23 protein-coding genes, 17 tRNA genes, 2 rRNA genes and 1 riboswitch (1 of these 43 running past the window's edge) are annotated in these 21,729 nt (G+C 44.8%); of the genes, 35 read left to right on the plus strand and 7 right to left on the minus strand.

Translation table 11 applies throughout. The features are described 5' to 3' along the window. From NST22_RS04725 to NST22_RS04810, 18 genes are all read left to right on the plus strand, one after another. Positions 1 to 21, plus strand: a 23S ribosomal RNA gene (locus NST22_RS04725); it begins 2,907 nt to the left of the window's first position. Positions 22 to 132: 111 nt separating this feature from the next. After that, positions 133 to 248 (plus strand): 5S ribosomal RNA (rrf, locus tag NST22_RS04730). A 9-nt stretch (positions 249 to 257) separates the two neighbouring features. After that, positions 258 to 332: transfer RNA gene (locus NST22_RS04735), tRNA-Asn, on the plus strand. A gap of 5 nt (positions 333 to 337) precedes the next feature. Then, positions 338 to 429, plus strand: a tRNA-Ser gene (locus tag NST22_RS04740). Between the two features lie 34 nt (positions 430 to 463). Continuing rightward, positions 464 to 535: transfer RNA gene (locus NST22_RS04745), tRNA-Glu, on the plus strand. A gap of 9 nt (positions 536 to 544) precedes the next feature. Next, positions 545 to 620, plus strand: a tRNA-Val gene (locus tag NST22_RS04750). 9 nt (positions 621 to 629) lie between these two features. Then, positions 630 to 706: transfer RNA gene (locus NST22_RS04755), tRNA-Met, on the plus strand. A gap of 11 nt (positions 707 to 717) precedes the next feature. Further along, a tRNA-Asp gene (locus NST22_RS04760) sits at positions 718 to 794 on the plus strand. 12 nt (positions 795 to 806) lie between these two features. After that, positions 807 to 882, plus strand: a tRNA-Phe gene (locus tag NST22_RS04765). Positions 883 to 887: 5 nt separating this feature from the next. Beyond that, positions 888 to 960 (plus strand) — tRNA-Thr (locus NST22_RS04770). A gap of 22 nt (positions 961 to 982) precedes the next feature. Beyond that, positions 983 to 1,067, plus strand: a tRNA-Tyr gene (locus tag NST22_RS04775). A 5-nt stretch (positions 1,068 to 1,072) separates the two neighbouring features. Continuing rightward, positions 1,073 to 1,146: transfer RNA gene (locus NST22_RS04780), tRNA-Trp, on the plus strand. 24 nt (positions 1,147 to 1,170) lie between these two features. Next, positions 1,171 to 1,246, plus strand: a tRNA-His gene (locus NST22_RS04785). 9 nt (positions 1,247 to 1,255) lie between these two features. Further along, positions 1,256 to 1,327, plus strand: a tRNA-Gln gene (locus NST22_RS04790). A 49-nt stretch (positions 1,328 to 1,376) separates the two neighbouring features. Next, a tRNA-Gly gene (locus NST22_RS04795) sits at positions 1,377 to 1,451 on the plus strand. A gap of 5 nt (positions 1,452 to 1,456) precedes the next feature. Continuing rightward, positions 1,457 to 1,527, plus strand: a tRNA-Cys gene (locus tag NST22_RS04800). A gap of 7 nt (positions 1,528 to 1,534) precedes the next feature. Then, positions 1,535 to 1,623, plus strand: a tRNA-Leu gene (locus NST22_RS04805). 265 nt (positions 1,624 to 1,888) lie between these two features. Then, positions 1,889 to 1,970, plus strand: a tRNA-Leu gene (locus tag NST22_RS04810). A gap of 78 nt (positions 1,971 to 2,048) precedes the next feature. On the opposite strand, the gene spo0M is transcribed toward NST22_RS04810, so the two are convergent. Then, positions 2,049 to 2,825 (minus strand): sporulation control protein Spo0M, encoded by a 777-nt coding sequence (gene spo0M, locus NST22_RS04815; protein WP_003233481.1) that lies wholly within the window; start codon positions 2,823 to 2,825, stop codon positions 2,049 to 2,051. 141 nt (positions 2,826 to 2,966) lie between these two features. Here spo0M and NST22_RS04820 point away from each other — a divergent pair, with 141 nt between their 5' ends. Next, the gene (locus tag NST22_RS04820; RefSeq protein WP_003233478.1) at positions 2,967 to 3,170 is read left to right on the plus strand and encodes a hypothetical protein; all 204 of its coding nucleotides are present in this window, start codon (positions 2,967 to 2,969) and stop codon (positions 3,168 to 3,170) included. An 84-nt stretch (positions 3,171 to 3,254) separates the two neighbouring features. Here NST22_RS04820 and NST22_RS04825 read toward each other — a convergent pair whose 3' ends face one another. Next, positions 3,255 to 3,527 carry a spore coat protein gene (locus tag NST22_RS04825; protein ID WP_010886449.1) on the minus strand — a complete coding sequence of 91 codons (273 nt, stop codon included), beginning with the start codon at positions 3,525 to 3,527 and terminating at the stop codon, positions 3,255 to 3,257. A 41-nt stretch (positions 3,528 to 3,568) separates the two neighbouring features. Here NST22_RS04825 and NST22_RS04830 point away from each other — a divergent pair, with 41 nt between their 5' ends. Together NST22_RS04830 and thiC are read left to right on the plus strand one after the other, a co-directional pair. Further along, positions 3,569 to 4,261, plus strand: coding sequence for a Type 1 glutamine amidotransferase-like domain-containing protein (locus NST22_RS04830; RefSeq protein WP_003245002.1), 693 nt, complete (start codon positions 3,569 to 3,571; stop codon positions 4,259 to 4,261). Between the two features lie 69 nt (positions 4,262 to 4,330). Beyond that, positions 4,331 to 4,438, plus strand: a riboswitch (TPP riboswitch). 132 nt (positions 4,439 to 4,570) lie between these two features. Beyond that, positions 4,571 to 6,343 (plus strand): phosphomethylpyrimidine synthase ThiC, encoded by a 1,773-nt coding sequence (gene thiC, locus NST22_RS04835; protein WP_003233473.1) that lies wholly within the window; start codon positions 4,571 to 4,573, stop codon positions 6,341 to 6,343. Positions 6,344 to 6,380: 37 nt separating this feature from the next. Here the strand turns inward: thiC and NST22_RS04840 are convergent, their stop codons facing one another. Then, entirely contained in the window at positions 6,381 to 7,736 is a 1,356-nt protein-coding gene (locus NST22_RS04840) for an FAD-binding oxidoreductase (protein ID WP_003233470.1), read from the minus strand. 250 nt (positions 7,737 to 7,986) lie between these two features. Between NST22_RS04840 and senS the strand changes: the two genes are divergently transcribed. After that, on the plus strand, positions 7,987 to 8,184 hold the full coding sequence (gene senS, locus NST22_RS04845; protein ID WP_003245192.1) for a transcriptional regulator SenS: 198 nt from the start codon (positions 7,987 to 7,989) through the stop codon (positions 8,182 to 8,184). Positions 8,185 to 8,210: 26 nt separating this feature from the next. Here senS and katA read toward each other — a convergent pair whose 3' ends face one another. Next, on the minus strand, positions 8,211 to 9,662 hold the full coding sequence (gene katA / locus NST22_RS04850) for a catalase KatA (protein ID WP_003245322.1): 1,452 nt from the start codon (positions 9,660 to 9,662) through the stop codon (positions 8,211 to 8,213). Between the two features lie 407 nt (positions 9,663 to 10,069). Between katA and NST22_RS04855 the strand changes: the two genes are divergently transcribed. From NST22_RS04855 to rpsN, 6 genes are all read left to right on the plus strand, one after another. Beyond that, entirely contained in the window at positions 10,070 to 10,837 is a 768-nt protein-coding gene (locus NST22_RS04855; protein WP_010886450.1) for an ABC transporter ATP-binding protein, read from the plus strand. Between the two features lie 17 nt (positions 10,838 to 10,854). Further along, positions 10,855 to 11,853, plus strand: coding sequence for an aliphatic sulfonate ABC transporter substrate-binding protein (locus NST22_RS04860; protein WP_003245431.1), 999 nt, complete (start codon positions 10,855 to 10,857; stop codon positions 11,851 to 11,853). Continuing rightward, entirely contained in the window at positions 11,850 to 12,680 is an 831-nt protein-coding gene (locus tag NST22_RS04865; RefSeq protein WP_010886451.1) for an ABC transporter permease, read from the plus strand. Before NST22_RS04860 ends, NST22_RS04865 begins: the two co-directional genes overlap by 4 nt. Before the next feature lie 22 nt (positions 12,681 to 12,702). Next, complete coding sequence (gene ssuD, locus NST22_RS04870; protein ID WP_003245787.1) at positions 12,703 to 13,833, plus strand: FMNH2-dependent alkanesulfonate monooxygenase; 1,131 nt, start codon at positions 12,703 to 12,705, stop codon at positions 13,831 to 13,833. 103 nt (positions 13,834 to 13,936) lie between these two features. Beyond that, entirely contained in the window at positions 13,937 to 14,473 is a 537-nt protein-coding gene (locus NST22_RS04875) for a hypothetical protein (protein WP_003245073.1), read from the plus strand. A 111-nt stretch (positions 14,474 to 14,584) separates the two neighbouring features. Continuing rightward, a complete protein-coding gene (rpsN, locus tag NST22_RS04880) occupies positions 14,585 to 14,854 on the plus strand; it encodes a 30S ribosomal protein S14 (protein ID WP_003233455.1) in 270 nt (89 codons plus the stop codon). Between the two features lie 17 nt (positions 14,855 to 14,871). On the opposite strand, the gene NST22_RS04885 is transcribed toward rpsN, so the two are convergent. Beyond that, on the minus strand, positions 14,872 to 15,345 hold the full coding sequence (locus tag NST22_RS04885; RefSeq protein WP_003245008.1) for a lipoprotein: 474 nt from the start codon (positions 15,343 to 15,345) through the stop codon (positions 14,872 to 14,874). A 1-nt stretch (position 15,346) separates the two neighbouring features. Next, a complete protein-coding gene (locus NST22_RS04890; protein ID WP_009966860.1) occupies positions 15,347 to 15,547 on the minus strand; it encodes a helix-turn-helix transcriptional regulator in 201 nt (66 codons plus the stop codon). Between the two features lie 193 nt (positions 15,548 to 15,740). Between NST22_RS04890 and NST22_RS04895 the strand changes: the two genes are divergently transcribed. Beyond that, positions 15,741 to 15,814: transfer RNA gene (locus NST22_RS04895), tRNA-Gly, on the plus strand. A gap of 90 nt (positions 15,815 to 15,904) precedes the next feature. Here the strand turns inward: NST22_RS04895 and NST22_RS04900 are convergent. Then, positions 15,905 to 16,528 (minus strand): B3/4 domain-containing protein, encoded by a 624-nt coding sequence (locus NST22_RS04900; RefSeq protein WP_003245517.1) that lies wholly within the window; start codon positions 16,526 to 16,528, stop codon positions 15,905 to 15,907. Positions 16,529 to 16,610: 82 nt separating this feature from the next. Between NST22_RS04900 and queG the strand changes: the two genes are divergently transcribed. From queG to NST22_RS04930, 6 genes are all read left to right on the plus strand, one after another. After that, the gene (gene queG, locus NST22_RS04905) at positions 16,611 to 17,771 is read left to right on the plus strand and encodes a tRNA epoxyqueuosine(34) reductase QueG (RefSeq protein ID WP_003245522.1); all 1,161 of its coding nucleotides are present in this window, start codon (positions 16,611 to 16,613) and stop codon (positions 17,769 to 17,771) included. A 66-nt stretch (positions 17,772 to 17,837) separates the two neighbouring features. Continuing rightward, entirely contained in the window at positions 17,838 to 18,773 is a 936-nt protein-coding gene (locus tag NST22_RS04910) for an amidase domain-containing protein (protein ID WP_010886452.1), read from the plus strand. Positions 18,774 to 18,810: 37 nt separating this feature from the next. Beyond that, entirely contained in the window at positions 18,811 to 19,293 is a 483-nt protein-coding gene (trmL, locus tag NST22_RS04915; protein WP_010886453.1) for a tRNA (uridine(34)/cytosine(34)/5-carboxymethylaminomethyluridine(34)-2'-O)-methyltransferase TrmL, read from the plus strand. A gap of 124 nt (positions 19,294 to 19,417) precedes the next feature. Continuing rightward, a complete protein-coding gene (locus NST22_RS04920; RefSeq protein ID WP_003245603.1) occupies positions 19,418 to 20,059 on the plus strand; it encodes a YhbD family protein in 642 nt (213 codons plus the stop codon). After that, positions 20,050 to 20,763 (plus strand): polymer-forming cytoskeletal protein, encoded by a 714-nt coding sequence (locus NST22_RS04925; protein ID WP_003244751.1) that lies wholly within the window; start codon positions 20,050 to 20,052, stop codon positions 20,761 to 20,763. The genes NST22_RS04920 and NST22_RS04925 overlap by 10 nt, the downstream gene beginning before the upstream one ends. Before the next feature lie 11 nt (positions 20,764 to 20,774). Next, a complete protein-coding gene (locus tag NST22_RS04930) occupies positions 20,775 to 21,482 on the plus strand; it encodes a hypothetical protein (RefSeq protein WP_003245825.1) in 708 nt (235 codons plus the stop codon). The last annotated feature ends 247 nt before the right edge of the window (positions 21,483 to 21,729 follow it).

Genomic DNA, 21,729 nt, shown 5'->3' on the forward strand with positions numbered 1-21,729 from the left:
ATCGATCGAGGGCTTAACCATATTTTTGAATGATGTCACACCTGTTATCTAGTTTTGAGAGAATAAGTTTTTCAAAAAAACACTTGATTTTCTCAAGAATACATAGTATAATGTTAAATGTCACTGAAATTGTCTGGTGATGATGGCGAAGAGGTCACACCCGTTCCCATGCCGAACACGGAAGTTAAGCTCTTCAGCGCCGATGGTAGTCGGGGGTTTCCCCCTGTGAGAGTAGGACATCGCCAGGCAGACTTCATTCCGCAGTAGCTCAGTGGTAGAGCTATCGGCTGTTAACCGATCGGTCGTAGGTTCGAATCCTACCTGCGGAGCCATTATTGGAGAGCTGTCCGAGTGGTCGAAGGAGCACGATTGGAAATCGTGTAGGCGGTCAACTCCGTCTCAAGGGTTCGAATCCCTTGCTCTCCGCCACTGATACTTATACATAATTACAATTGAAAGTCTGGGCCCGTTGGTCAAGCGGTTAAGACACCGCCCTTTCACGGCGGTAACACGGGTTCGAATCCCGTACGGGTCATTATATGATGGAGGATTAGCTCAGCTGGGAGAGCATCTGCCTTACAAGCAGAGGGTCGGCGGTTCGAGCCCGTCATCCTCCACCATTATATCATCGCGGGGTGGAGCAGTTCGGTAGCTCGTCGGGCTCATAACCCGAAGGTCGCAGGTTCAAATCCTGCCCCCGCAACCAAATTTTAAAATGGTCCGGTAGTTCAGTTGGTTAGAATGCCTGCCTGTCACGCAGGAGGTCGCGGGTTCGAGTCCCGTCCGGACCGCCATTTGAATACTTAGGCTCGGTAGCTCAGTTGGTAGAGCAACGGACTGAAAATCCGTGTGTCGGCGGTTCGATTCCGTCCCGAGCCACCACCTATGCCGGTGTAGCTCAATTGGTAGAGCAACTGACTTGTAATCAGTAGGTTGGGGGTTCAAGTCCTCTTGCCGGCACTGTTTTTTCAAAATTTAATGTGGAGGGGTAGCGAAGTGGCTAAACGCGGCGGACTGTAAATCCGCTCCCTCAGGGTTCGGCAGTTCGAATCTGCCCCCCTCCACCATTTATAGGGGCATAGTTTAACGGTAGAACAGAGGTCTCCAAAACCTCCGGTGTGGGTTCGATTCCTACTGCCCCTGCCAAATTTATGACATCTTGAGATTATGGCGGTTGTGGCGAAGTGGTTAACGCACCAGATTGTGGCTCTGGCACTCGTGGGTTCGATTCCCATCAATCGCCCCATATTATCATTGGGCTATAGCCAAGCGGTAAGGCAACGGACTTTGACTCCGTCATGCGTTGGTTCGAATCCAGCTAGCCCAGTCTCACTTTTTATATCAACTGCATATAATGTATTAAGTCCATTAAAAATGCGGAAGTAGTTCAGTGGTAGAACACCACCTTGCCAAGGTGGGGGTCGCGGGTTCGAATCCCGTCTTCCGCTCCAATTACGGCGGCATAGCCAAGTGGTAAGGCAGAGGTCTGCAAAACCTTTATCCCCGGTTCGAATCCGGGTGTCGCCTTCTTATTGCCGGGGTGGTGGAATTGGCAGACACACAGGACTTAAAATCCTGCGGTAGGTGACTACCGTGCCGGTTCAAGTCCGGCCCTCGGCACCAATTTTACTTACATGGTAAGTTGAATTGGTGTTTGTGTTTTATCATTATAACTAATCATATTAATGATCTACATAAGTAGATCATTTTTTTAATGCTTTGATTTATCATAACAAGTTAAGTTCCGAGGCCTATTATAAAGCGGCTGTATAGCTAGTCTTTCAACACTTTTATTTTATATTTCCATAAAAACTTTTTTGAAATACGTTGACACTTTATGAGATCCATGATATATTTATATTCGTCGGTTAGATACGACGTAAAACTTGCCGGTGTGGCGGAATTGGCAGACGCGCACGACTCAAAATCGTGTTCCTTCTGGAGTGTCGGTTCGACCCCGACCACCGGTATACTGAAAAACCCGTTTCTTAACAGAAACGGGTTTTTATTTTTTATTAAAGAAAAGGAGCCTCGGCTCCTTTTTATACTTACTCAGCGTATTGGTCTAGGATCTCTTCTAGCACCTCTTCTAGCTCTTCTGTATCTTCAAGCTCTGATTGGCTGAAACGGACGCGTACAAGCTGTTCTCCGTCATTATACATCTCTTCCAACCACCCTCGGAGTCCTCTTGCTCTGCGGTCGACTTCGAAAATGATTTCCAAACCGTCTTCGTCTAAAAGGAAAATGAGCTCTAATTCATCAAGCATCTGACGATAATATCCGGAAGTCGGAACGAATTCGAATTCTTGAACGAACGGAAGACGACGCTGGAAGTAGGGCGCTTGTTCGCAGTCTGCTTCGTTAAGACGGAAGCCCAGGTTTTCGATTGCTTCAAGCACATTTTCAATCCAAGGGTGCGCTTCAACGAAAATGCGGTCATGATCGGATTTATCGATACCGCCTTGAATGTCAAGGTCTGTCACCACGGCAACCTCTACTTTCCCTACAGTGATCGGCGTATCTAGAGGCAGAGTGAATGTGAACGGAAATTGATGCTCTTCACCAGGCTGTATGGTAAATGAACCAGTGACCCGGAAAGAATGAATTGTAGCGTATTTCCGGTGCTCTTCATCGTCTTTTACAATGACATACCGTGTGCTAAGCTGTAAATCGATATAACGGATGTCCTGAGCGATTTTTCCGCCTTTGACATGTACCGTTCCCTGTACTTCTTCTCCTGGAAAATATGCGTCTTTTTCTAAAATTGTATCTACTTTTGCAGCTCCAATTCCGGCACTTGCCGCAAGCTTCTTAAAAAATGACATGTTAGATCTTCCCCTTTTTCTTTTTTCTCAACAGATATACGTAAGAAGGAGGAAAAAAGATTCGTTTGATTCATACTTTTTTCCTATTATTCGTCTCGGCCTAGGGACAGACTAAGAATAATATTGAAAATAAAGGAGTCGATGGAAGTGAATAAAGAAAGTTTGGTTGCAGATGAATTACACAGAATGTTTTTGGCTGGTGAGCTGCAAATCACAGTAGAGGAGGATATAAACAATATTTCCGAAAGGCTGAGAAACGGCGATCTCAGTTTAGACCGATTAAGCGGTGAAGACGTGTTTATAAAAGAAACGGTAAATGAGGCTTTAAGAAGAGTGGAGCAATAAAAAAGAGACGGCATCTCATCTTTGAGATCCCGTCTCTTTTTGTGGTCTTTGCTGTAAGATAAAAGCGAATCGATTTGGAATTGCTCACCCGAGCCACCCCTTTTCTAACAGAAGATCTGACAGTTCATCATGGAGATAAACAGCTGTATCTAATTGATCATGCAATGCTCTTCTGATGTGGGGATTTTCGGTTGCTGTTGTTGCGACAGTGTATTTGTTAATGCTGGTTTTTATTGTTGTTAACAAATCAAGAATATCTTTGGGACAAAGACTTTGTTCAATGGGAAACCACCTCCTTTGTTTTTTTAGCAGCTCCTGATAAGAAAGTATTTGACTTTGTTTCTTGCTTCTATACAAAATGCTATAATAAGCAACAAATTTTGTTGGGGGGTGTGATGATGAAGCAGATTATTGCGATGGGGGGCGGGGGTTTTTCGATGGAGCCGGATAATTTGTCCCTCGATCAATATATCCTCAATCAATCAAAACGAGAGCAGCCTCGTATTTGTTTTTTGCCGACGGCGAGCGGAGATTCCCAAAACTATATTCAGCGGTTTTATCATGCATTTCAAACATTGGATTGCGTGCCGTCTCATTTATCTTTGTTTAAGCCACCATCATCAGATTTAGTTTCTTTTGTTATGGAAATGGACGTGATTTATGTTGGCGGGGGAAATACGCGGAATTTACTTGTGTTATGGAAAGAGTGGGGGCTGGACCATATTCTCAGGGAAGCATGGAAGAACGGTGTGGTTGTAGCTGGAATAAGTGCCGGTGCGATCTGCTGGTTTGAAGAAGGGGTGACAGATTCAGCCGGACCGCTGACAAGTTTGAAAAGTTTAGGTTTTTTGCAAGGGAGCTTTTGTCCCCATTATGACGGGGAAAAGGATCGGAGACCGGCATACCACCAGCTGATATCTAACAAGTTCTTATGCAGTGGCTATGCAGCGGATGATGGGGCTGCTCTCCATTTCATAAATGATCAGCTGTTTCAGACTGTGAGTTCAAGGTCGGGTGCAAAGGCATATCGGGTGATGATGGCTGAACATGAAATAGCTGAAATCCCGTTGCCGGTCAAATATTTAGGGTGAAATTGGCTGAATATTATCTATATTCCTCTTTTTTTCAGATTGATTTTATGATAAGATGAGTGCGAAATCAATAGTTACTGGGGGTGCCCGCTTTCGGGCTGAGAGAGAAGGCAAGCTTCTTAACCCTTTGGACCTGATCTGGTTCGTACCAGCGTGGGGAAGTAGAGGAATTGTTTTTGTTATTGTCTTGCTGGGCAATAATATGTTTCTTTCTGACTGTAACCGGGTTCATTTATATGAATCCGGTTTTTTGTGCTGGTTATGGGCTTGATTTTGTCCTTTCAAACGTAGAAAGGGGAAGGAAAAGTAATGCAAAACAATTCAGTGCAGCAAGCCAACATTTCCATTATGTCAAGTTTTTCAGGCAGCAAGAAGGTATACGTGGAGGGTTCTTCTTCGGACATCCAAGTGCCGATGAGGGAGATTGCATTGAGTCCGACGACGGGATCGTTCGGCGAAGAGGAAAACGCGCCTGTGCGTGTCTATGATACAAGCGGACCGTATACGGACCCTGAAGTAACCATTAATATTCAAGAAGGATTAAAGCCGCTCCGCCAAAAATGGATCACAGAGCGCGGTGACGTGGAAGAGTATGAAGGTCGGGCTATAAAACCAGAAGATAACGGTTATAAAAAAGCAAAACCAAACGTAAGCTATCCAGGATTAAAGCGGAAACCGCTGAGGGCGAAGGCAGGTCAAAATGTCACACAAATGCACTATGCAAAAAAGGGGATCATTACACCTGAGATGGAATTTATCGCCATTCGTGAGCATGTGTCTCCTGAATTCGTCAGAGACGAGGTAGCCAGCGGCCGGGCGATTATTCCTTCAAACATTAATCACCCTGAAAGTGAGCCAATGATTATCGGCCGGAATTTTCATGTGAAGATTAATGCAAATATCGGGAATTCAGCGGTTACGTCATCCATTGAAGAAGAAGTGGAAAAAATGACGTGGGCCATCCGCTGGGGAGCGGATACGATGATGGATCTCTCTACCGGAAAAGATATTCATACGACGCGTGAATGGATTATCCGCAATTGCCCCGTGCCTGTGGGAACTGTTCCGATTTATCAGGCGCTTGAAAAAGTAAACGGCGTAGCTGAGGATTTAACGTGGGAGATTTATCGTGATACGCTAATCGAGCAGGCAGAGCAGGGAGTGGATTATTTTACGATTCACGCGGGTGTTTTGCTTAGGTATGTACCGCTGACTGCCAAACGGACAACTGGTATCGTGTCACGCGGGGGAGCGATTATGGCGCAGTGGTGTCTGGCTCATCATCAAGAAAGCTTTTTATACACACATTTTGAAGAAATATGTGAGATTATGAAAATGTATGATATTGCTTTCTCTCTTGGGGATGGTTTGCGTCCCGGATCAATTGCTGATGCCAATGACGAAGCGCAGTTTGCTGAATTAGAGACGCTTGGAGAGCTGACGCAAATTGCCTGGAAGCATGATGTTCAGGTGATGATTGAGGGTCCTGGACATGTTCCGATGCATAAAATCAAAGAGAACGTCGATAAACAAATGGACATTTGTAAAGAAGCGCCTTTTTACACATTGGGGCCGTTGACAACGGATATTGCTCCGGGATATGACCATATTACTTCAGCGATCGGAGCGGCGATGATCGGTTGGTACGGGACAGCAATGCTTTGTTATGTAACGCCGAAGGAGCATTTGGGGCTGCCAAACCGTGATGATGTTCGTGAAGGAGTCATTACATATAAGATCGCTGCGCACGCTGCGGACCTTGCAAAAGGGCATCCCGGAGCGCAAATCCGGGATGATGCGTTATCGAAAGCCCGTTTTGAATTCCGCTGGCGGGATCAGTTTAATTTATCTCTTGATCCGGAGAGAGCCCTTGAATACCATGATGAAACCCTGCCTGCTGAAGGAGCAAAAACCGCTCACTTTTGTTCCATGTGCGGTCCGAAATTTTGCAGCATGAGAATTTCACAGGATATTCGGGATTATGCGAAGAAAAACGATCTCAGTGAAGCAGAAGCCATAAATAAAGGATTAAAAGAAAAAGCAAAAGAGTTTGTCGATACGGGAAGCAATTTATATCAATAAAAAAAATGAAGATGGAGAATGCTCCATCTTCATTTTTTTAGAAAAACAGAGAGCGTCGAAGCGGAGGAATACTCTGTTCAAAGCGGAAAACATTTTCTGGATCATATGTCGTTTTGACACGGCGGAGTCGTTCAACGTTTTCGCCGTAATATGTTCTTGGCCAGTTTCTGATTTCGATATCTGGCCAATTTACGTAGTCTCCCATCGTTTCTTTCGAAAGGGACGTTCTCAGCCCCTCAATCCAGCGGACATTTTGTCTTTTTTCTCCAGGGGATGTCCAGTTTGTTAAGTATTCCTGGGCGATGATTGCGTCACGATAATAAAATGCCGTTTGGTCGGGAGCGACCCGTCCGGCTGCCCCGCCGAGTGCTTGCTGCCAGACACTGGCGTTTTGATTCGGAGCGTGCTCTAAAAAGTGTTTTATTGTTGAGATCGCACGTTCTGATAATGGCTTTTCAATGAAAGAGCCGGAGCGTTTCATTTTTTGAGGCTGATTGCCTCCCGGGCTGTTAAAAAAGGTTACCGCTTCAATGAATGGCGTTGTTTTTACCATTCCGCTTGTCGGACTTCCTGCTTTCAATAAAGGCTTTAACAGTTTTTTTAACTCTGTTTTTGGCCCGACAAATTGGCCGAGGGCTTCTATGCGGTTTACTTCTTTAGGCCAAAACTCTATTGATGATGTAAGCCGGTCATCTGTATACGGGGCCCAGTTCTGCCACGTGTTATATACTTCCTCAAAATCATCCCATCCCCATGTAATAGAAAAAATCGACACTTGAGAGATGGGCACTGCTTTAAATGTCATGGAGGTGACTATGCCGAAATTGCCTCCTCCGCCTCCCTGAGACGCCCAAAATAAGTCTGGATGATTTGAACAGCTGACTGTAATCAGATCAGCGCCCTCTTTTTCGTCTGCTACGATCATCTCAAGCTGCACGAGGCTGTCGCAAGTAAGACCGGCAGCCCTTGTTAAAAGTCCAATTCCCCCTCCGAGAGTTAAACCTGTGAGCCCTACATTAGCAATGGTGCCTGCGGGAAGCGTCAGGCCGTATTGCCAGAGTGTCCGATAGACTTCTCCCAATTCAGCCCCCGCTTCAATATAGGCCAGCTTTTTATCCTGATTCACAGTTATTTTTTTCATCTCGCTTAAATCAATAACAAGACCGTTATTTAAAAGGGAAAAGTTCTCATAGCTGTGTCTGCCGCCTCTAATACGGAAAGGCACACGGTTTTCACGCGCCCATTTCAGCGCATTGAGTGCATCCTGTTTGTTTTGGCAAAACACAATGATGTCAGGATACCTTTCTAAGCTTAGGTTAATATTGGTTCTTGCTTCGTTATAGTCCGGATCATCCCGTGTCACGATACGTCCGGTCAATTTTGTCTTTTCCACACTCCCACATCTCTTTCTCTCGTATTCTAGTTTCTCTAGCTTATGCGTCAGGGGAAAAGAGTGTATAAGGAAAAAGCGGGGATGCAATCTGATACAGTGTCAACACCCTCAAAAAATAGTTGACAGGTCGGTATTGTATGAATTAACATGGTCAGTACAAATTTTTCAAATTTATCGCGCTGATCGGAACACCGAAGGCTCTTATCGTTTAGATAAGGGCCTTTTTTGTATGAAAAAGGGGGGATTATTGATGGGAGTCAAAAAAGAAAAGGGGAGAAAACGATTCAGGAAGCGAAAAACCTACGGGAATCAGATTTTGCCGCTTGAGCTGCTGATTGAAAAAAACAAACGAGAGATTATAAACAGCGCGGAACTCATGGAAGAAATTTATATGAAGATTGATGAGAAGCATACGCAATGTGTAACTAAATATAAAAAAACCCGCTGACTACAACGGGTTTTTGCATTTCTCCATTAAGAATCTTTTTTAATCGGCAATCCAAGGCCTTCTGCCACGCGTTTTCCGTATTCAGGATCCGCTTTGTAGAAGTGCTCGATTTGGCGCAGCTTGATTTCTTCTTTTTCTACCGGCTTCATGGCATTAACGATATTTTCAACAAGGCGGGTACGTTCATCTTCACTCATTAAACGATACAGATCGCCGGCTTGAGTGTAGTGATCGTAGTGATCGTAGCTTACGCTGTCAGCGATACCTTGTACCGGATATGCTGCTTGCTTATCCTCAGGTGACTCTTTTGGACCGCCGAAGCTGTTAGGCTCGTAATACACAGATCCGCCGCCGTTATCATCAAAACGCATTTGCCCATCACGCTGATAATTGTTTACTTTGTTGCGTGCGCGGTTGATTGGCAGCGCTTGATGGTTTGCACCGACACGGTAGCGGTGTGCATCATGATAAGCAAAAAGTCGACCTTGAAGCATTTTATCCGGTGAAACATCAATACCAGGCACGAGGGTTCCAGGTGAAAATGTCGCTTGTTCTACCTCTGCAAAGTAGTTTTCCGGATTTCTGTCTAGAACCATGCGTCCGACCTCGATTAACGGGTAGTCTTTTTGAGACCAAACTTTTGTGACATCAAACGGATCGAAACGGTACGTATTTGCATCTTCTAAAGGCATGATTTGCACATATAGTTTCCATGCAGGATAATCACCGTTTTCGATTGCGTTGAAAAGGTCTTCTGTATGGTAATCAGGGTTTTCACCGGCAATTTTTGCTGCCGTATTGACATCAAGGTTTTTCACGCCTTGTTCTGTTTTAAAGTGATATTTAATCCATACGCCTTCGCCTTCGGCATTTGTCCATTTGAATGTATGGCTTCCGAAGCCGTGCATGTGGCGAAGTGTCGCAGGAATTCCGCGGTCAGACATCAGGATTGTCACTTGGTGCAGTGACTCTGGTGAAAGTGACCAGAAATCCCATACAGCCGTAGGGTTTTTCAGGTGTGTTTTTGGATCTCTTTTTTGTGTATGGATGAAATCAGGGAACTTAATCGCATCGCGGATAAAGAATACAGGCGTATTGTTGCCGACGATGTCGTAGTTTCCTTCTTCAGTATAAAATTTAACAGCAAATCCGCGCGGGTCGCGAACTGTGTCAGCAGAGCCAAGTTCACCGGCAACTGTTGAGAAACGGATGAACAACGGTGTGCGTTTGCCGACTTCAGAAAGGAAAGCGGCTTTCGTGTATTTTGTTACGTCGTTTGTCACTTCAAAATATCCGTGTGCGCCTGCTCCTTTGGCGTGAACAACACGTTCAGGAACACGTTCTCGGTTGAAATGGGCCAATTTTTCGAGTAAATGTACATCTTGAATTAAAGTTGGTCCGCGAGAACCGGCAGTCATTGAGTTTTGATTATCTCCAACCGGAGCGCCCCAGCTAGTTGTCAGTTTATTTGAACTCATGTTATCACCTCTTGGAATTTATAAGAACATAATATCATCTCTAAGTAAAAAGTCAATATTATTTTATAATTATTATAAAATAGTTATCTCTATTAATCGATATATAGTATCGAAATTGTTGAAAAACCTTGTTGTAACAGCTTTTTATGACACTTAATAATTTTTGGAGAAATAATTTTTCCTTCTCTATTTGCGAAACAAGCAGAGTAAGTGATAAACAAGGATATCAAAAATCGTATTTAAAAAAGAGTTGACATATCGGAATAATTTGAATTAACATGTTATTCAAACAAAAAAACAATTGGGCAGCTGATCGGACCGCCGAAGGCTCTCATCTCTACAAGAACAGAGATGGGGGCCTTTTTGTTTTTTTTGAAGGCGGGGTTGGCAGAAAGAGAGGGATAAAAGTGGCTGTGACCATCAGCATCAAAGAAAAGGCATTTGTTCAAGAAGGCCGCAAAAACACGGTCTTAGAAAACATAGAATTATCAATCGCACCAGGCGAATTTCTAACGCTTATCGGACCGAGCGGGTGCGGAAAAAGCACCCTGTTAAAGATTATTGCAGGGCTTGATTCTGAATATGACGGGAGTGTGGAAATTAACGGCCGCAGCGTAACAGCTCCGGGTATTCAGCAAGGATTTATTTTTCAGGAACACCGCCTCTTTCCTTGGCTGACTGTTGAGCAGAATATTGCAGCCGACTTGAATTTGAAGGACCCAAAAGTCAAACAAAAGGTGGATGAACTGATCGAGATTGTCAGATTGAAAGGATCGGAAAAAGCATATCCGCGCGAGCTGTCAGGCGGCATGTCACAAAGAGTAGCCATCGCCCGGGCCCTGCTGCGGGAGCCTGAGGTGCTGCTTTTAGATGAACCGTTTGGTGCACTCGACGCTTTTACAAGAAAACACCTGCAGGACGTGCTGCTGGATATATGGAGGAAGAAAAAAACAACGATGATTCTCGTGACTCATGATATAGATGAATCTGTTTATTTAGGAAATGAGCTTGCGATCCTTAAGGCCAAACCGGGGAAAATCCATAAGCTGATGCCCATTCACCTGGCGTATCCGCGAAACCGGACGACTCCGGATTTCCAAGCGATCAGACAGAGAGTGCTGTCGGAATTCGAGAAAACAGAAGATTTGGAGTACGCAGAAGGATCAGGGATATAGAAAGGGCGGAAGCGGAAATGAAAAAAGGACTCATTGTATTGGTTGCCGTTATTTTTCTGCTCGCAGGCTGTGGAGCAAATGGAGCCAGCGGTGACCACAAACAATTGAAGGAAATTCGTATTGGTATTCAGCAAAGCTTAAGCCCCCTTTTGATTGCAAAAGAAAAAGGCTGGTTCGAAGATGCATTTGAAAAAGAAGGCATCAAAGTGAAATGGGTGGAGTTTCAAAGCGGTCCGCCCCAATTTGAAGGCCTTGCGGCAGACAAACTTGATTTTTCTCAAGTCGGTAATTCGCCTGTGATCGCTGGACAGGCGGCAGGCATTGACTTTAAAGAAATCGGTTTGTCTCAGGACGGCTTGAAAGCAAACGGCATCCTTGTCAATCAAAACAGCGGCATTCAAGACGTTAAGGGCTTAAAGGGGAAGAAAATTGCAGTCGCCAAAGGCAGCAGCGGGTTTGATTTTTTGTATAAAGCGCTTGATCAAGTGGGGTTGTCAGCTAACGATGTGACAATTATTCAGCTTCAGCCTGATGAAGCAGCTTCCGCATTTGAAAACGGATCTGTTGATGCCTGGTCCATTTGGGAGCCGTACTTGTCCTTAGAAACAATGAAACACGGAGCAAAAATCCTTGTGAACGGAGAAAGCACAGATTTATATTCACCGGGTTTTACTTTAGTAAGAACAAAGTTTTCAGAAGAGCATCCAGACGAAGTGGTCCGTTTTCTGAAGGTGTTTAATAAAGCCGTTGTATGGCAAAAGGAACATCTGGATGAAGCAGCGGACTTATATTCTGACATTAAAGATCTCGATAAAAAGGTCGTCGAAAATGTGCTGAAAAATACTGAGCCACTTAATGAGATCATCAGTGACGACATTGTGAAAGCACAGCAGGAAACAGCAGATTTTCAATTTCGAACAAAGGCGATAGATAAGAAGATTGATGTGAAGGATGTTGTCGATAACACTTTTATCAAAAAAGCATTAGAGGAGCATTCCTCAGGAGGTGATCAATGATGAAAGCAGAGGCTGCGGGCTCGCTGCCCAAAACGAATGCGGAAGCGGTGCGAAAAAAGCCCGGAAGGAAGAGATACGGCTGGATGAAGGGGCTTTTACTGCCCGCTGTCATCATTGCCATCTGGCAGGTCATCGGCGGGCTGGGGGTTGTGTCCGCTACAGTGCTGCCTACACCTGTTACGATTGTTCTGACCTTTAAGGAGCTTATTTTGTCCGGCGAACTGTTCGGCCATCTGCAAATCAGCATTTATCGGGCGGCACTTGGTTTTTTGCTTGGCGCGGGGCTTGGATTGATGATCGGGATTTTGGCCGGATTTTCCAAACGGACGGAGCTGTATCTTGATCCGTCGTTGCAAATGCTTAGAACCGTACCTCATCTGGCCGTCACGCCGCTGTTTATTTTATGGTTCGGATTTGACGAAGTATCTAAAATTTTGCTGATTGCGCTCGGTGCCTTCTTTCCTGTCTATATCAATACGTTTAACGGCATCCGCGGGGTTGACGCGAAGCTGTTTGAAGTCGCCCGGGTGCTTGAATTTAAATGGCATCAGCAGATATCCAAAGTGATATTGCCGGCAGCCCTGCCCAATATATTGCTAGGCATTCGCTTATCGCTCGGCATTGCATGGCTCGGGCTCGTTGTGGCAGAGCTGATGGGCTCAAGCTCGGGAGTCGGCTATATGATCATGGATGCGAGACAGTTTTCACAAACGAATAAAGTCTTTGCAGGGATTATCATTTTTGCAGTGGTTGGAAAGCTGACGGATTCCTTCGTCAGGCTGCTTGAACGAAAGCTGTTAAAGTGGAGAAACAGCTACGAAGGATAAAAGATATAAAGGGGAGATGAATATGGAAATTCTTTGGTTTATACCGACTCATGGAGACGCGAGATATTTAGGATCTGAAAGTGATGGACGGACTGCGGATCATCTTTACTTTAAACAAGTCGCGCAGGCGGCAGACAGGCTGGGATATACAGGAGTTCTTCTGCCAACGGGAAGATCGTGCGAGGACCCGTGGCTTACAGCGTCGGCACTGGCAGGAGAAACAAAGGACTTAAAGTTTTTAGTCGCGGTAAGACCTGGTTTAATGCAGCCTTCTCTGGCAGCCAGAATGACATCCACCCTAGACCGCATTTCAGACGGCCGGCTGCTGATCAACGTTGTGGCAGGGGGCGATCCGTATGAGCTGGCAGGCGATGGCCTGTTTATCAGCCATGATGAGCGCTACGAGGCAACAGACGAATTTTTAACCGTTTGGCGGAGACTTTTGCAGGGAGAAACGGTTTCCTATGAAGGAAAGCATATAAAAGTGGAAAACAGCAATCTGCTTTTCCCGCCGCAGCAAGAGCCGCATCCGCCCATCTATTTCGGTGGTTCGTCACAGGCTGGAATTGAAGCTGCCGCAAAGCATACAGACGTGTACTTGACATGGGGTGAGCCGCCTGAACAAGTAAAAGAAAAGATAGAAAGAGTCAAAAAGCAAGCGGCAAAAGAAGGGAGATCCGTTCGATTTGGCATTAGGCTGCATGTCATTGCCCGTGAAACTGAACAAGAGGCATGGGAAGCGGCAGAGCGCTTGATCAGCCACTTGGATGATGACACCATTGCCAAAGCGCAGGCAGCTTTGAGCCGTTACGACTCTTCAGGCCAGCAGCGGATGGCCGTCCTTCATCAAGGCGATCGGACGAAGCTTGAAATCAGCCCGAATCTGTGGGCGGGGATCGGCCTGGTCAGAGGAGGGGCAGGAACAGCTCTTGTCGGTGATCCGCAGACGATTGCCGACCGGATAGCGGAGTACCAGGCACTCGGCATAGAATCGTTTATATTCTCCGGCTATCCGCATTTAGAAGAAGCGTATTATTTTGCAGAGCTTGTATTTCCGCTTTTGCCGTTTGAAAATGATCGGACGAGAAAGCTTCAGAACAAAAGGGGAGAAGCGGTAGGAAACACTTATTTTGTCAAAGAGAAAAATGCATGAGTTTAACTAAAATACAGCCCCCCGAACATGGTATGATATTCAAAAAAAGGGGGCTTTTTTTCTGAAAACATTGAGAAGCGCGGCAGTCATTTGCCTCATAGCTATGCTGTCAGCATGCGGACATTCAAAACAGATGGAAATCAAAGCGGCGGACATATCAGATCTTGAAAAAAACAGAATGGATGTCGCAGCTTCACAGGCATTCACTGCCGAAGCCGTCAATATCGGTGAAGGTATTTCTTCAGCTGACATGTACATCGAACATTATCAAAAGGGAAAGCTTGTTGAGAGGTTTGGACCGGTTCGTGCAGATTATTCAGAGGAAAAAACTGATACCATACAATTTGTTTATTTTGAGAATGAAGAGGGGGAAGGAAAGAATAAACATACCACCATTCATTTTGGCATTGTGGATAAACAGGGAACTATAGCGGCTGATTCATCGGTGAAACGCGACGATAGCACAACACAGGAAATGACTCAGAATATTTCATCGCCGGAACCGATTACTTTCGAGAAGCCTGCTTTGATCGGCAGCAGTATTAGAGGGACTGACGAGACAATGCACACCTCTGAACATAAAAAAGAGCTCATTAAGCATCAAGATGCGTTACTGTATTATGTGGAATTGCATCATTAGAATGGGCGGCTTCAGGCCGTCTGTTTTACAAAGCGGTATGCTTGCTTTTTTGAATGGTGAATGATACATTTTAAATCGTAACAATTTCGATTTAAAGGGAGGCTATGTGACTTGGCTAAAAAATCAAAAGTGGCAAAAGAGTTAAAACGCCAACAGCTTGTTGAGCAATACGCTGGTATTAGACGCGAGTTGAAGGAAAAAGGAGATTACGAGGCACTCAGCAAGCTGCCAAGAGATTCAGCACCGGGAAGGCTTCACAACCGCTGCATGGTAACGGGGCGCCCGAGAGCATATATGAGGAAGTTTAAAATGTCCAGAATCGCTTTCAGGGAGCTGGCCCATAAAGGCCAGATTCCCGGTGTGAAAAAAGCAAGCTGGTAAGAAAAAACTCCGGCCGATTACAGCGCGCCGGAGTTTTTTTCGTTTTTCTTGAAAGAGATGACGTAGGAAAGGTGCTGGATGATCATGATGATAAACACAATAATAATAGGGAAAAACGGAATGCGCGATTGAAATAGCGGATAAAAAATGAGAAGAACCGCTGCGGCAGGCAGCGAGAAGTAGACAGCGATATATGACGCGCGACATGCTTTTGCCGTCATCATCTGCTCTCTTTCATCCTGCTCTTCAAACTCATCAGGCAGAAGTAGCTGCTTTCTGGCAGGGCGGCTTTTTTTCTGTAAGTACAAATAAACCGCAGACGCCGCAACAAACAGAATAAAGGGAGTGAGGTTTAAATCAAATACCATCCCGCCGCTCTTTGTGCCGAAAAAAGATGCTATGCCTTCTGAGGCTTCAAAGTATGAAATCAGCGCCCAGCATGCAAGGCCAAATAAAACAAGGTGAAAAGCTGCTTTTGTTTTCATGCTCATCTTAGTTTTCCTCCTCTAACCAAAAGACATCCTCCATTTTCATGGAGAAGGCTTTGCAGATTTTCAGTGCTAACAGCAGTGAGGGAACATAATCGCCTTTTTCAATCGCTGCCACAGTCTGTCTTGTGACGCCGACCGTTTCTCCGAGTTTTTCCTGAGAATAGCCGAAGCGTGCCCTCAGCTCTTTTACTTTATTTTTCATCATGACGTCTGTCCCCTTCACAATCTCGATTGATTATATTGTATAGTATACTTAACATTATGTAAATGGAACTTAACAACTTTACAAAAAGATAACTTTTTTTCGACAAAATTTTTATATTCCCTTGACGAAAAATAAATAAACATGTAATATAAAAAAAGTCAGAGCGGTACTGTTGCTGACAATCACAAATGCGGGTGTAGTTTAGTGGTAAAACCTCAGCCTTCCAAGCTGATGTCGTGAGTTCGATTCTCATCACCCGCTCCATACATACGTTATTAACGCAGTGTTTCGTTTCTCAGATAAACGAAGTATTGCGTTTTTTTATGTGAAAAAGAACACGGTATTCGTGTTCTTTTACGTAAGCCAATGTACTGTATGGGTGCCGCCGTGAATTTGTTCAAACATTTTCGTTAATGATGATAAGAGGTTAACAGCGCTGCTTTTCTCAATCGATGGCGGGAAAAAAATGATTTGCAGCATATTCTTAGTCTCGTTTGAAACGGGATAGTGGTTGACGCTGTTTTTGAAATCGCCAAAAATGCCGTTTTCATCAGAGAAAAGCAGTATGTTTTCTTTTTCTCCCAATGAGATCCGGACCGGCTCATGAAGCTTTCCGGCATCATAAATCATAATAGGCAGAGAATATTTTAATGCGAAAAAATCGATTGTGTCATGGGCCGAGTCTTTACTTTCCATGAATTGTTCCTTGGATATCGGGACCAGCATGTCCTCCATTGGGGTTGTTTCTCCCTCAAATGAAGGGTTAAGCTGTTTAAAGAGTTTCTGCCATTCCTTGACGAAGGATTCATCGGATATACCGCCGTCCGCATAGTCGAAAAACAAGGATTCTTGAAACAGGCGGAGTCTGCCTTTCAGCATTTGCGGTGAGGAGCCGACTTCGATATTCTCATAAATGACAGCAGCTGCATGTAAGCCGGCCGCACGTTCAGTAATAACAGAATCAAGTTTGATATTCACTAGCATTCACTCCAGTTACGTGATATCAACCTATTATAAACGCTGTGTCGTTTTATCACAAAGAAAGGAGGCTGTGCAAAACATGAACGTTTATCAGCTCAAAGAAGAATTAATTGAATACGCGAAAAGCATTGGCGTAGACAAGATTGGTTTTACGACCGCTGATACTTTTGACAGTTTAAAAGACCGTTTGATTCTTCAAGAATCACTCGGCTATCTCTCCGGCTTTGAAGAGCCAGATATCGAAAAAAGGGTGACGCCGAAGCTTCTTTTGCCGAAAGCGAAATCAATAGTGGCAATTGCTCTCGCATATCCTTCCAGAATGAAGGATGCGCCGAGAAGCACGAGAACTGAGCGCAGGGGCATTTTTTGCAGAGCTTCCTGGGGAAAAGACTATCATGATGTGCTGAGGGAAAAGCTTGATCTGCTGGAGGATTTTCTAAAAAGCAAGCATGAGGATATCAGAACGAAGTCAATGGTTGATACAGGTGAATTGTCTGATCGCGCCGTTGCGGAACGTGCCGGAATCGGATTCAGTGCGAAAAACTGTATGATCACAACACCCGAGTATGGCTCTTATGTGTATTTGGCGGAAATGATCACAAATATCCCTTTTGAGCCTGATGTGCCGATTGAAGATATGTGCGGGTCCTGCACGAAATGCTTGGACGCCTGCCCAACGGGAGCACTGGTTAATCCCGGGCAGCTTAATGCGCAGCGCTGCATCTCTTTTCTGACCCAGACAAAAGGATTTTTGCCTGATGAATTCCGGACAAAAATCGGAAACCGCCTGTACGGGTGCGATACGTGCCAAACGGTATGCCCTCTCAATAAAGGGAAGGATTTTCATCTTCATCCGGAAATGGAGCCTGATCCTGAGATTGCCAAACCGTTATTGAAGCCGCTTTTGGCCATCAGCAATCGGGAATTTAAGGAGAAATTCGGGCATGTCTCAGGTTCTTGGCGCGGAAAAAAACCGATTCAGCGAAACGCCATTCTCGCGCTTGCCCATTTTAAGGATGCTTCCGCACTGCCTGAATTGACGGAACTGATGCACAAGGATCCGCGTCCTGTCATCAGGGGGACAGCCGCATGGGCAATCGGAAAAATCGGAGACCCCGCCTACGCGGAAGAGCTTGAAAAAGCGCTGGAAAAAGAGAAGGATGAAGAGGCAAAGCTGGAAATTGAAAAAGGAATTGAGTTGCTAAAAGCTTCAGGCATGACTAAACAAGGCCTGTCCTGACATACGTATAGAGCAGAAGGAAAAAACACTTGAGATCATCCAAGTGTTTTTTCTCTATAAAAAAGTATGGCGGGTGGGGTGAGCTTGAAGTACATTTTAGAACAATTAGCGGAGGAGCGGCTGGGCTTTCTGGTTAACGGGCATGCTATGAGACAGGAGTCTCAAGTCGGAGACCTTAAAGTCATGGAGCGTAAGAAAAAGCTTCTGGAAAAACGTAAAGTTGACATCATAAAAGCGAAAGCAAAGGCCGTGATTAATCATGTGCGGGTTGAGGATGACGGAACGACCTGCCTTTCGTATACCATCCATTACGAATACGTGTGTAAGGAACAAGATGACAGCTTGTATATAGAAGAGCACATAGAGGAGCGAATGGCTTTCCTGTATGATCACATTTTGATTAGTGATCAGGAAATTGCGAAAAAGCCGGCTGGATTTCATGAAGGGACCAGTATTATTGACTATTCTGAAGCTGAAGAGGAAAGAGAAGCGTTTGGCAGGGCTTTTCAATACGATCGTCTCGGCGCTGTCCAATATGCCGAGAAATTTTGGAACAAGCGCAATCCTGCTTATAAAAATTTCAGCGATAACTGTACAAATTTTATTTCTCAGTGTCTTCATGCAGGAGGCGCGCCGATGCGCGGTCATCCGAACAGGGGATCAGGCTGGTGGATGAAACAAAGCTCATGGAGCTACAGCTGGACGGTGGCTCACTCTATGAAAATGTATTTGTCGAATTCAAAGGCCGGACTGCGTGCGGTGCGGGTGAAATCAGCGGAAGAACTGATGCCGGGCGATGTGATTTGCTATGACTTCGAAGGAGACGGCCGGTTTAATCATACAACGATTGTCGTGGCAAAGGACAAAGGCAATATGCCGCTTGTCAACGCCCAGACTTATGACAGCAGGATGAGGTATTGGTCATATGAGGATTCTACGGCATACACGCCGTCAATACGATATGCCTTTTTTCATATCGTTGATGATACGACAAAAGAGTAATTAATGTTATAATGATGGGCGGATAAGAAAAACAGAGGTGAACATTGTGGCATTACATGTCGTTTTATATCAACCAGAAATTCCCGCTAACACAGGGAATATTGCACGTACTTGTGCAGCAACCAATACAACGCTACACCTGATTCGTCCGCTCGGCTTTTCAACGGATGATAAAATGCTGAAGCGTGCCGGACTCGATTATTGGGAGTTTGTTAACGTTGTGTATCATGATTCGTTAGAAGAATTGTTTGAGGCATATAAAAAAGGCAAGTTTTTCTTTATTACAAAATTTGGCCAGCAGCCTCATACATCATTTGATTACACTGATCTTGACGAGGATTATTTCTTCGTGTTCGGAAGAGAAACAAGCGGTTTGCCAAAGGATTTAATTCAAAATAATATGGACCGCTGCCTGCGTCTTCCGATGACAGAGCATGTCAGATCGTTAAATCTGTCCAATACTGCCGCGATTCTTGTTTATGAAGCGCTGCGCCAGCAAAATTACCGTGATTTAAAATAGTGAAAAACCCGCTCATCGATGATGGGCGGGTTTTTTTGCGGATGTTGAAATGCTTTGTTTCGTTTTTGGGCTTAACAACGTAACAGTGTTATGTTACAATGTACCCATCAAAGGAGCTGGACTTATGGAAGAACAATTAATCTCTAAAAAAGAATTACTTGAAAGAACATCGATTTCATACGGTCAGCTGTATCGATGGAAGCGGAAAAACTTAATACCTGAGGAATGGTTTATTCGTAAATCCACATTTACAGGGCAAGAGACGTTTTTTCCGAGAGAGGAGATTTTAAAACGTATATCAATGATTCAAAAGATGAAAGAAAATTTGTCTTTGGATGAAATGAGGGAAATGCTGTCGCCGAAAATGAAGGATGTCAGCATGACCGCTGATGAATTGCTTCATAAAGGTTTGGTTTCAAGGCCTGCTCTTGAAGCCTATTCAGAAGACGGAGGAAGTCCGGTTTTTTCATCCAGCGATTTGCTTTCGCTGTTTGTGCTTGAGGGCCTGCTGCAGTCTGGAAATGTCAGCCTTGCAGAAGCAAAAATGGCTGCAGAGGTATTAAAGAAGCATGATACTGAAGAGATTGAAAAACAGACGGAGCTGATTGTGCTCCGCAAGCTCGGTGTCACAACTTGTTTTATAGCGGCTGCGGCGGACAGCATTTTGTTTGAATCATCCGTAAAGGTTGTGGAACGGGTAGATTTATTAAAAGCTTCAGAGGAATTAAAAACAACATTTATGCAGGAGGGCCATCAATGGATGTAGTGGAAAAGCTGGTGATAAATGGATCAGGAAGTTCTAAGGGAGGAACATTTCAATCAGTTGAGATTAATGGCAGCGGGACAGTGGCCGGGGACGTGGAGTGTGACACTTTTTCTTTTAATGGAAACGGAAAAGCGGACGGCAGCGTCAAAGCGAAAGCGGTAACTATCAGCGGTTCAGGAAAGATACATGGAGACGTTGAAGCAGAATCTATCCGGATGAATGGCACTGGTTTTATTCAAGGAGAGGTATCTGCAAAACAATTGAAAATCGCTGGATCATCAACATTTGGCGGCACTGTCAAGGCTGATGGAATTGACATTAGCGGAAAAGCTGTCATGGAAGCAGATTGTGAAACAGAAACCTTTCAATCAGAAGGGAAATGCAAAATCAGCGGGCTTTTAAATGCAGACCAGGTGATCATTAAGCTTTCTGCAGGGGAAAGCTATGCGCGGGAGATCGGCTGCCGCCATCTTCAAGTGACCTGCAGAAAAGGAATGCTGACATTGCTCAGATTGATGCCGCAGCCTGTTCTAACAGCAGAGCTGATCGAAGGTGACGTGATTGAATTGACAAATACAAAGGCGAAAACCGTGCGCGGTAATAAAGTGATCATCGGCCCGGATTGCCAGATTGAAACCGTCGAATACAGCGGGGACTATACCTGTGATCCAAGCGCGTCGGTTGAAACATCCACAAAGTTGTAAGGAGGATCGTAATGGAGACAACAAAACTGGGAAATTTAAAATTATATGGCGCTGGGCATGCCGCAGGAGGCGCGTATCACAATGTCAGCATCAAAGGAGAAGGTATAGTTGGAGAAGGGCTGTCTGCTGTAGGCTGCCGCATATACGGAACGGGCCTTTTTCTCGGAAAAGCAGAGACTGAGCGGCTGCGTGTGCTCGGAGAAAGTGAATGTAAAGGCGATCTGACAGCCGGCAAAATCAATATATATGGGACAATGAAAGTCAGCGGCTCACTTCAATTTGATCGATTCAATCTGAAAGGCCAGACTGAAATTGGCGGGAATATGACTGGAGAATCCTGCGATGTGAAAGGGAAGCTTAGCGTAATAGGTGATTGTGAAACAGAAATGTTCCATGTCACAGGCTGTGTTGATGTATCGGGGTTATTAAATTCGGGTGAGATCAAGCTGGGATTGAGCCATGATATAAGCCATGTGCAGGAAATCGGCGGAACAACAATTACAGTGAAAAGACGCGCGAGTTTTTTTAGCCGGAAGAAAGGGAAGCTGATCGCCGATGTCATAGAAGGAGATCGGGTTTATTTGGAGAATACCGAAGCGGCAGTTGTCAGGGGAAAAGAAGTGATCATCGGGCCGGGATGCAGCATCGGAACGATTGAGTACGAATACAAATGTGAATGCGATCCGCATTCACAGATTAAAGAAAAAACAAAACTGTAAAACATTGTTCTGTTATACAAAAAGGGTGCTCTTTCAGGAGCACCCTTTTTTATTCTTTTCCAGGCTTGCTTTCGTATCCTGCGGTAAAAATTGATACTAAAAAAGTGACAATGACACCCATCATGATGATTGTTTTCACCGTCTCTCCCCCTCTTCAATTTTTCCGTGCTGTCCGAGTCTGGATGATTCTGTATTTTTCTTTATTATGAACGGTCGCAGTCTACCTTGTCAACGATGTATGAGTATC

This window comes from Bacillus sp. PS237, assembly GCF_037963345.1.
Classification (GTDB): Bacteria; Bacillota; Bacilli; order Bacillales; family Bacillaceae; genus Bacillus; species Bacillus subtilis.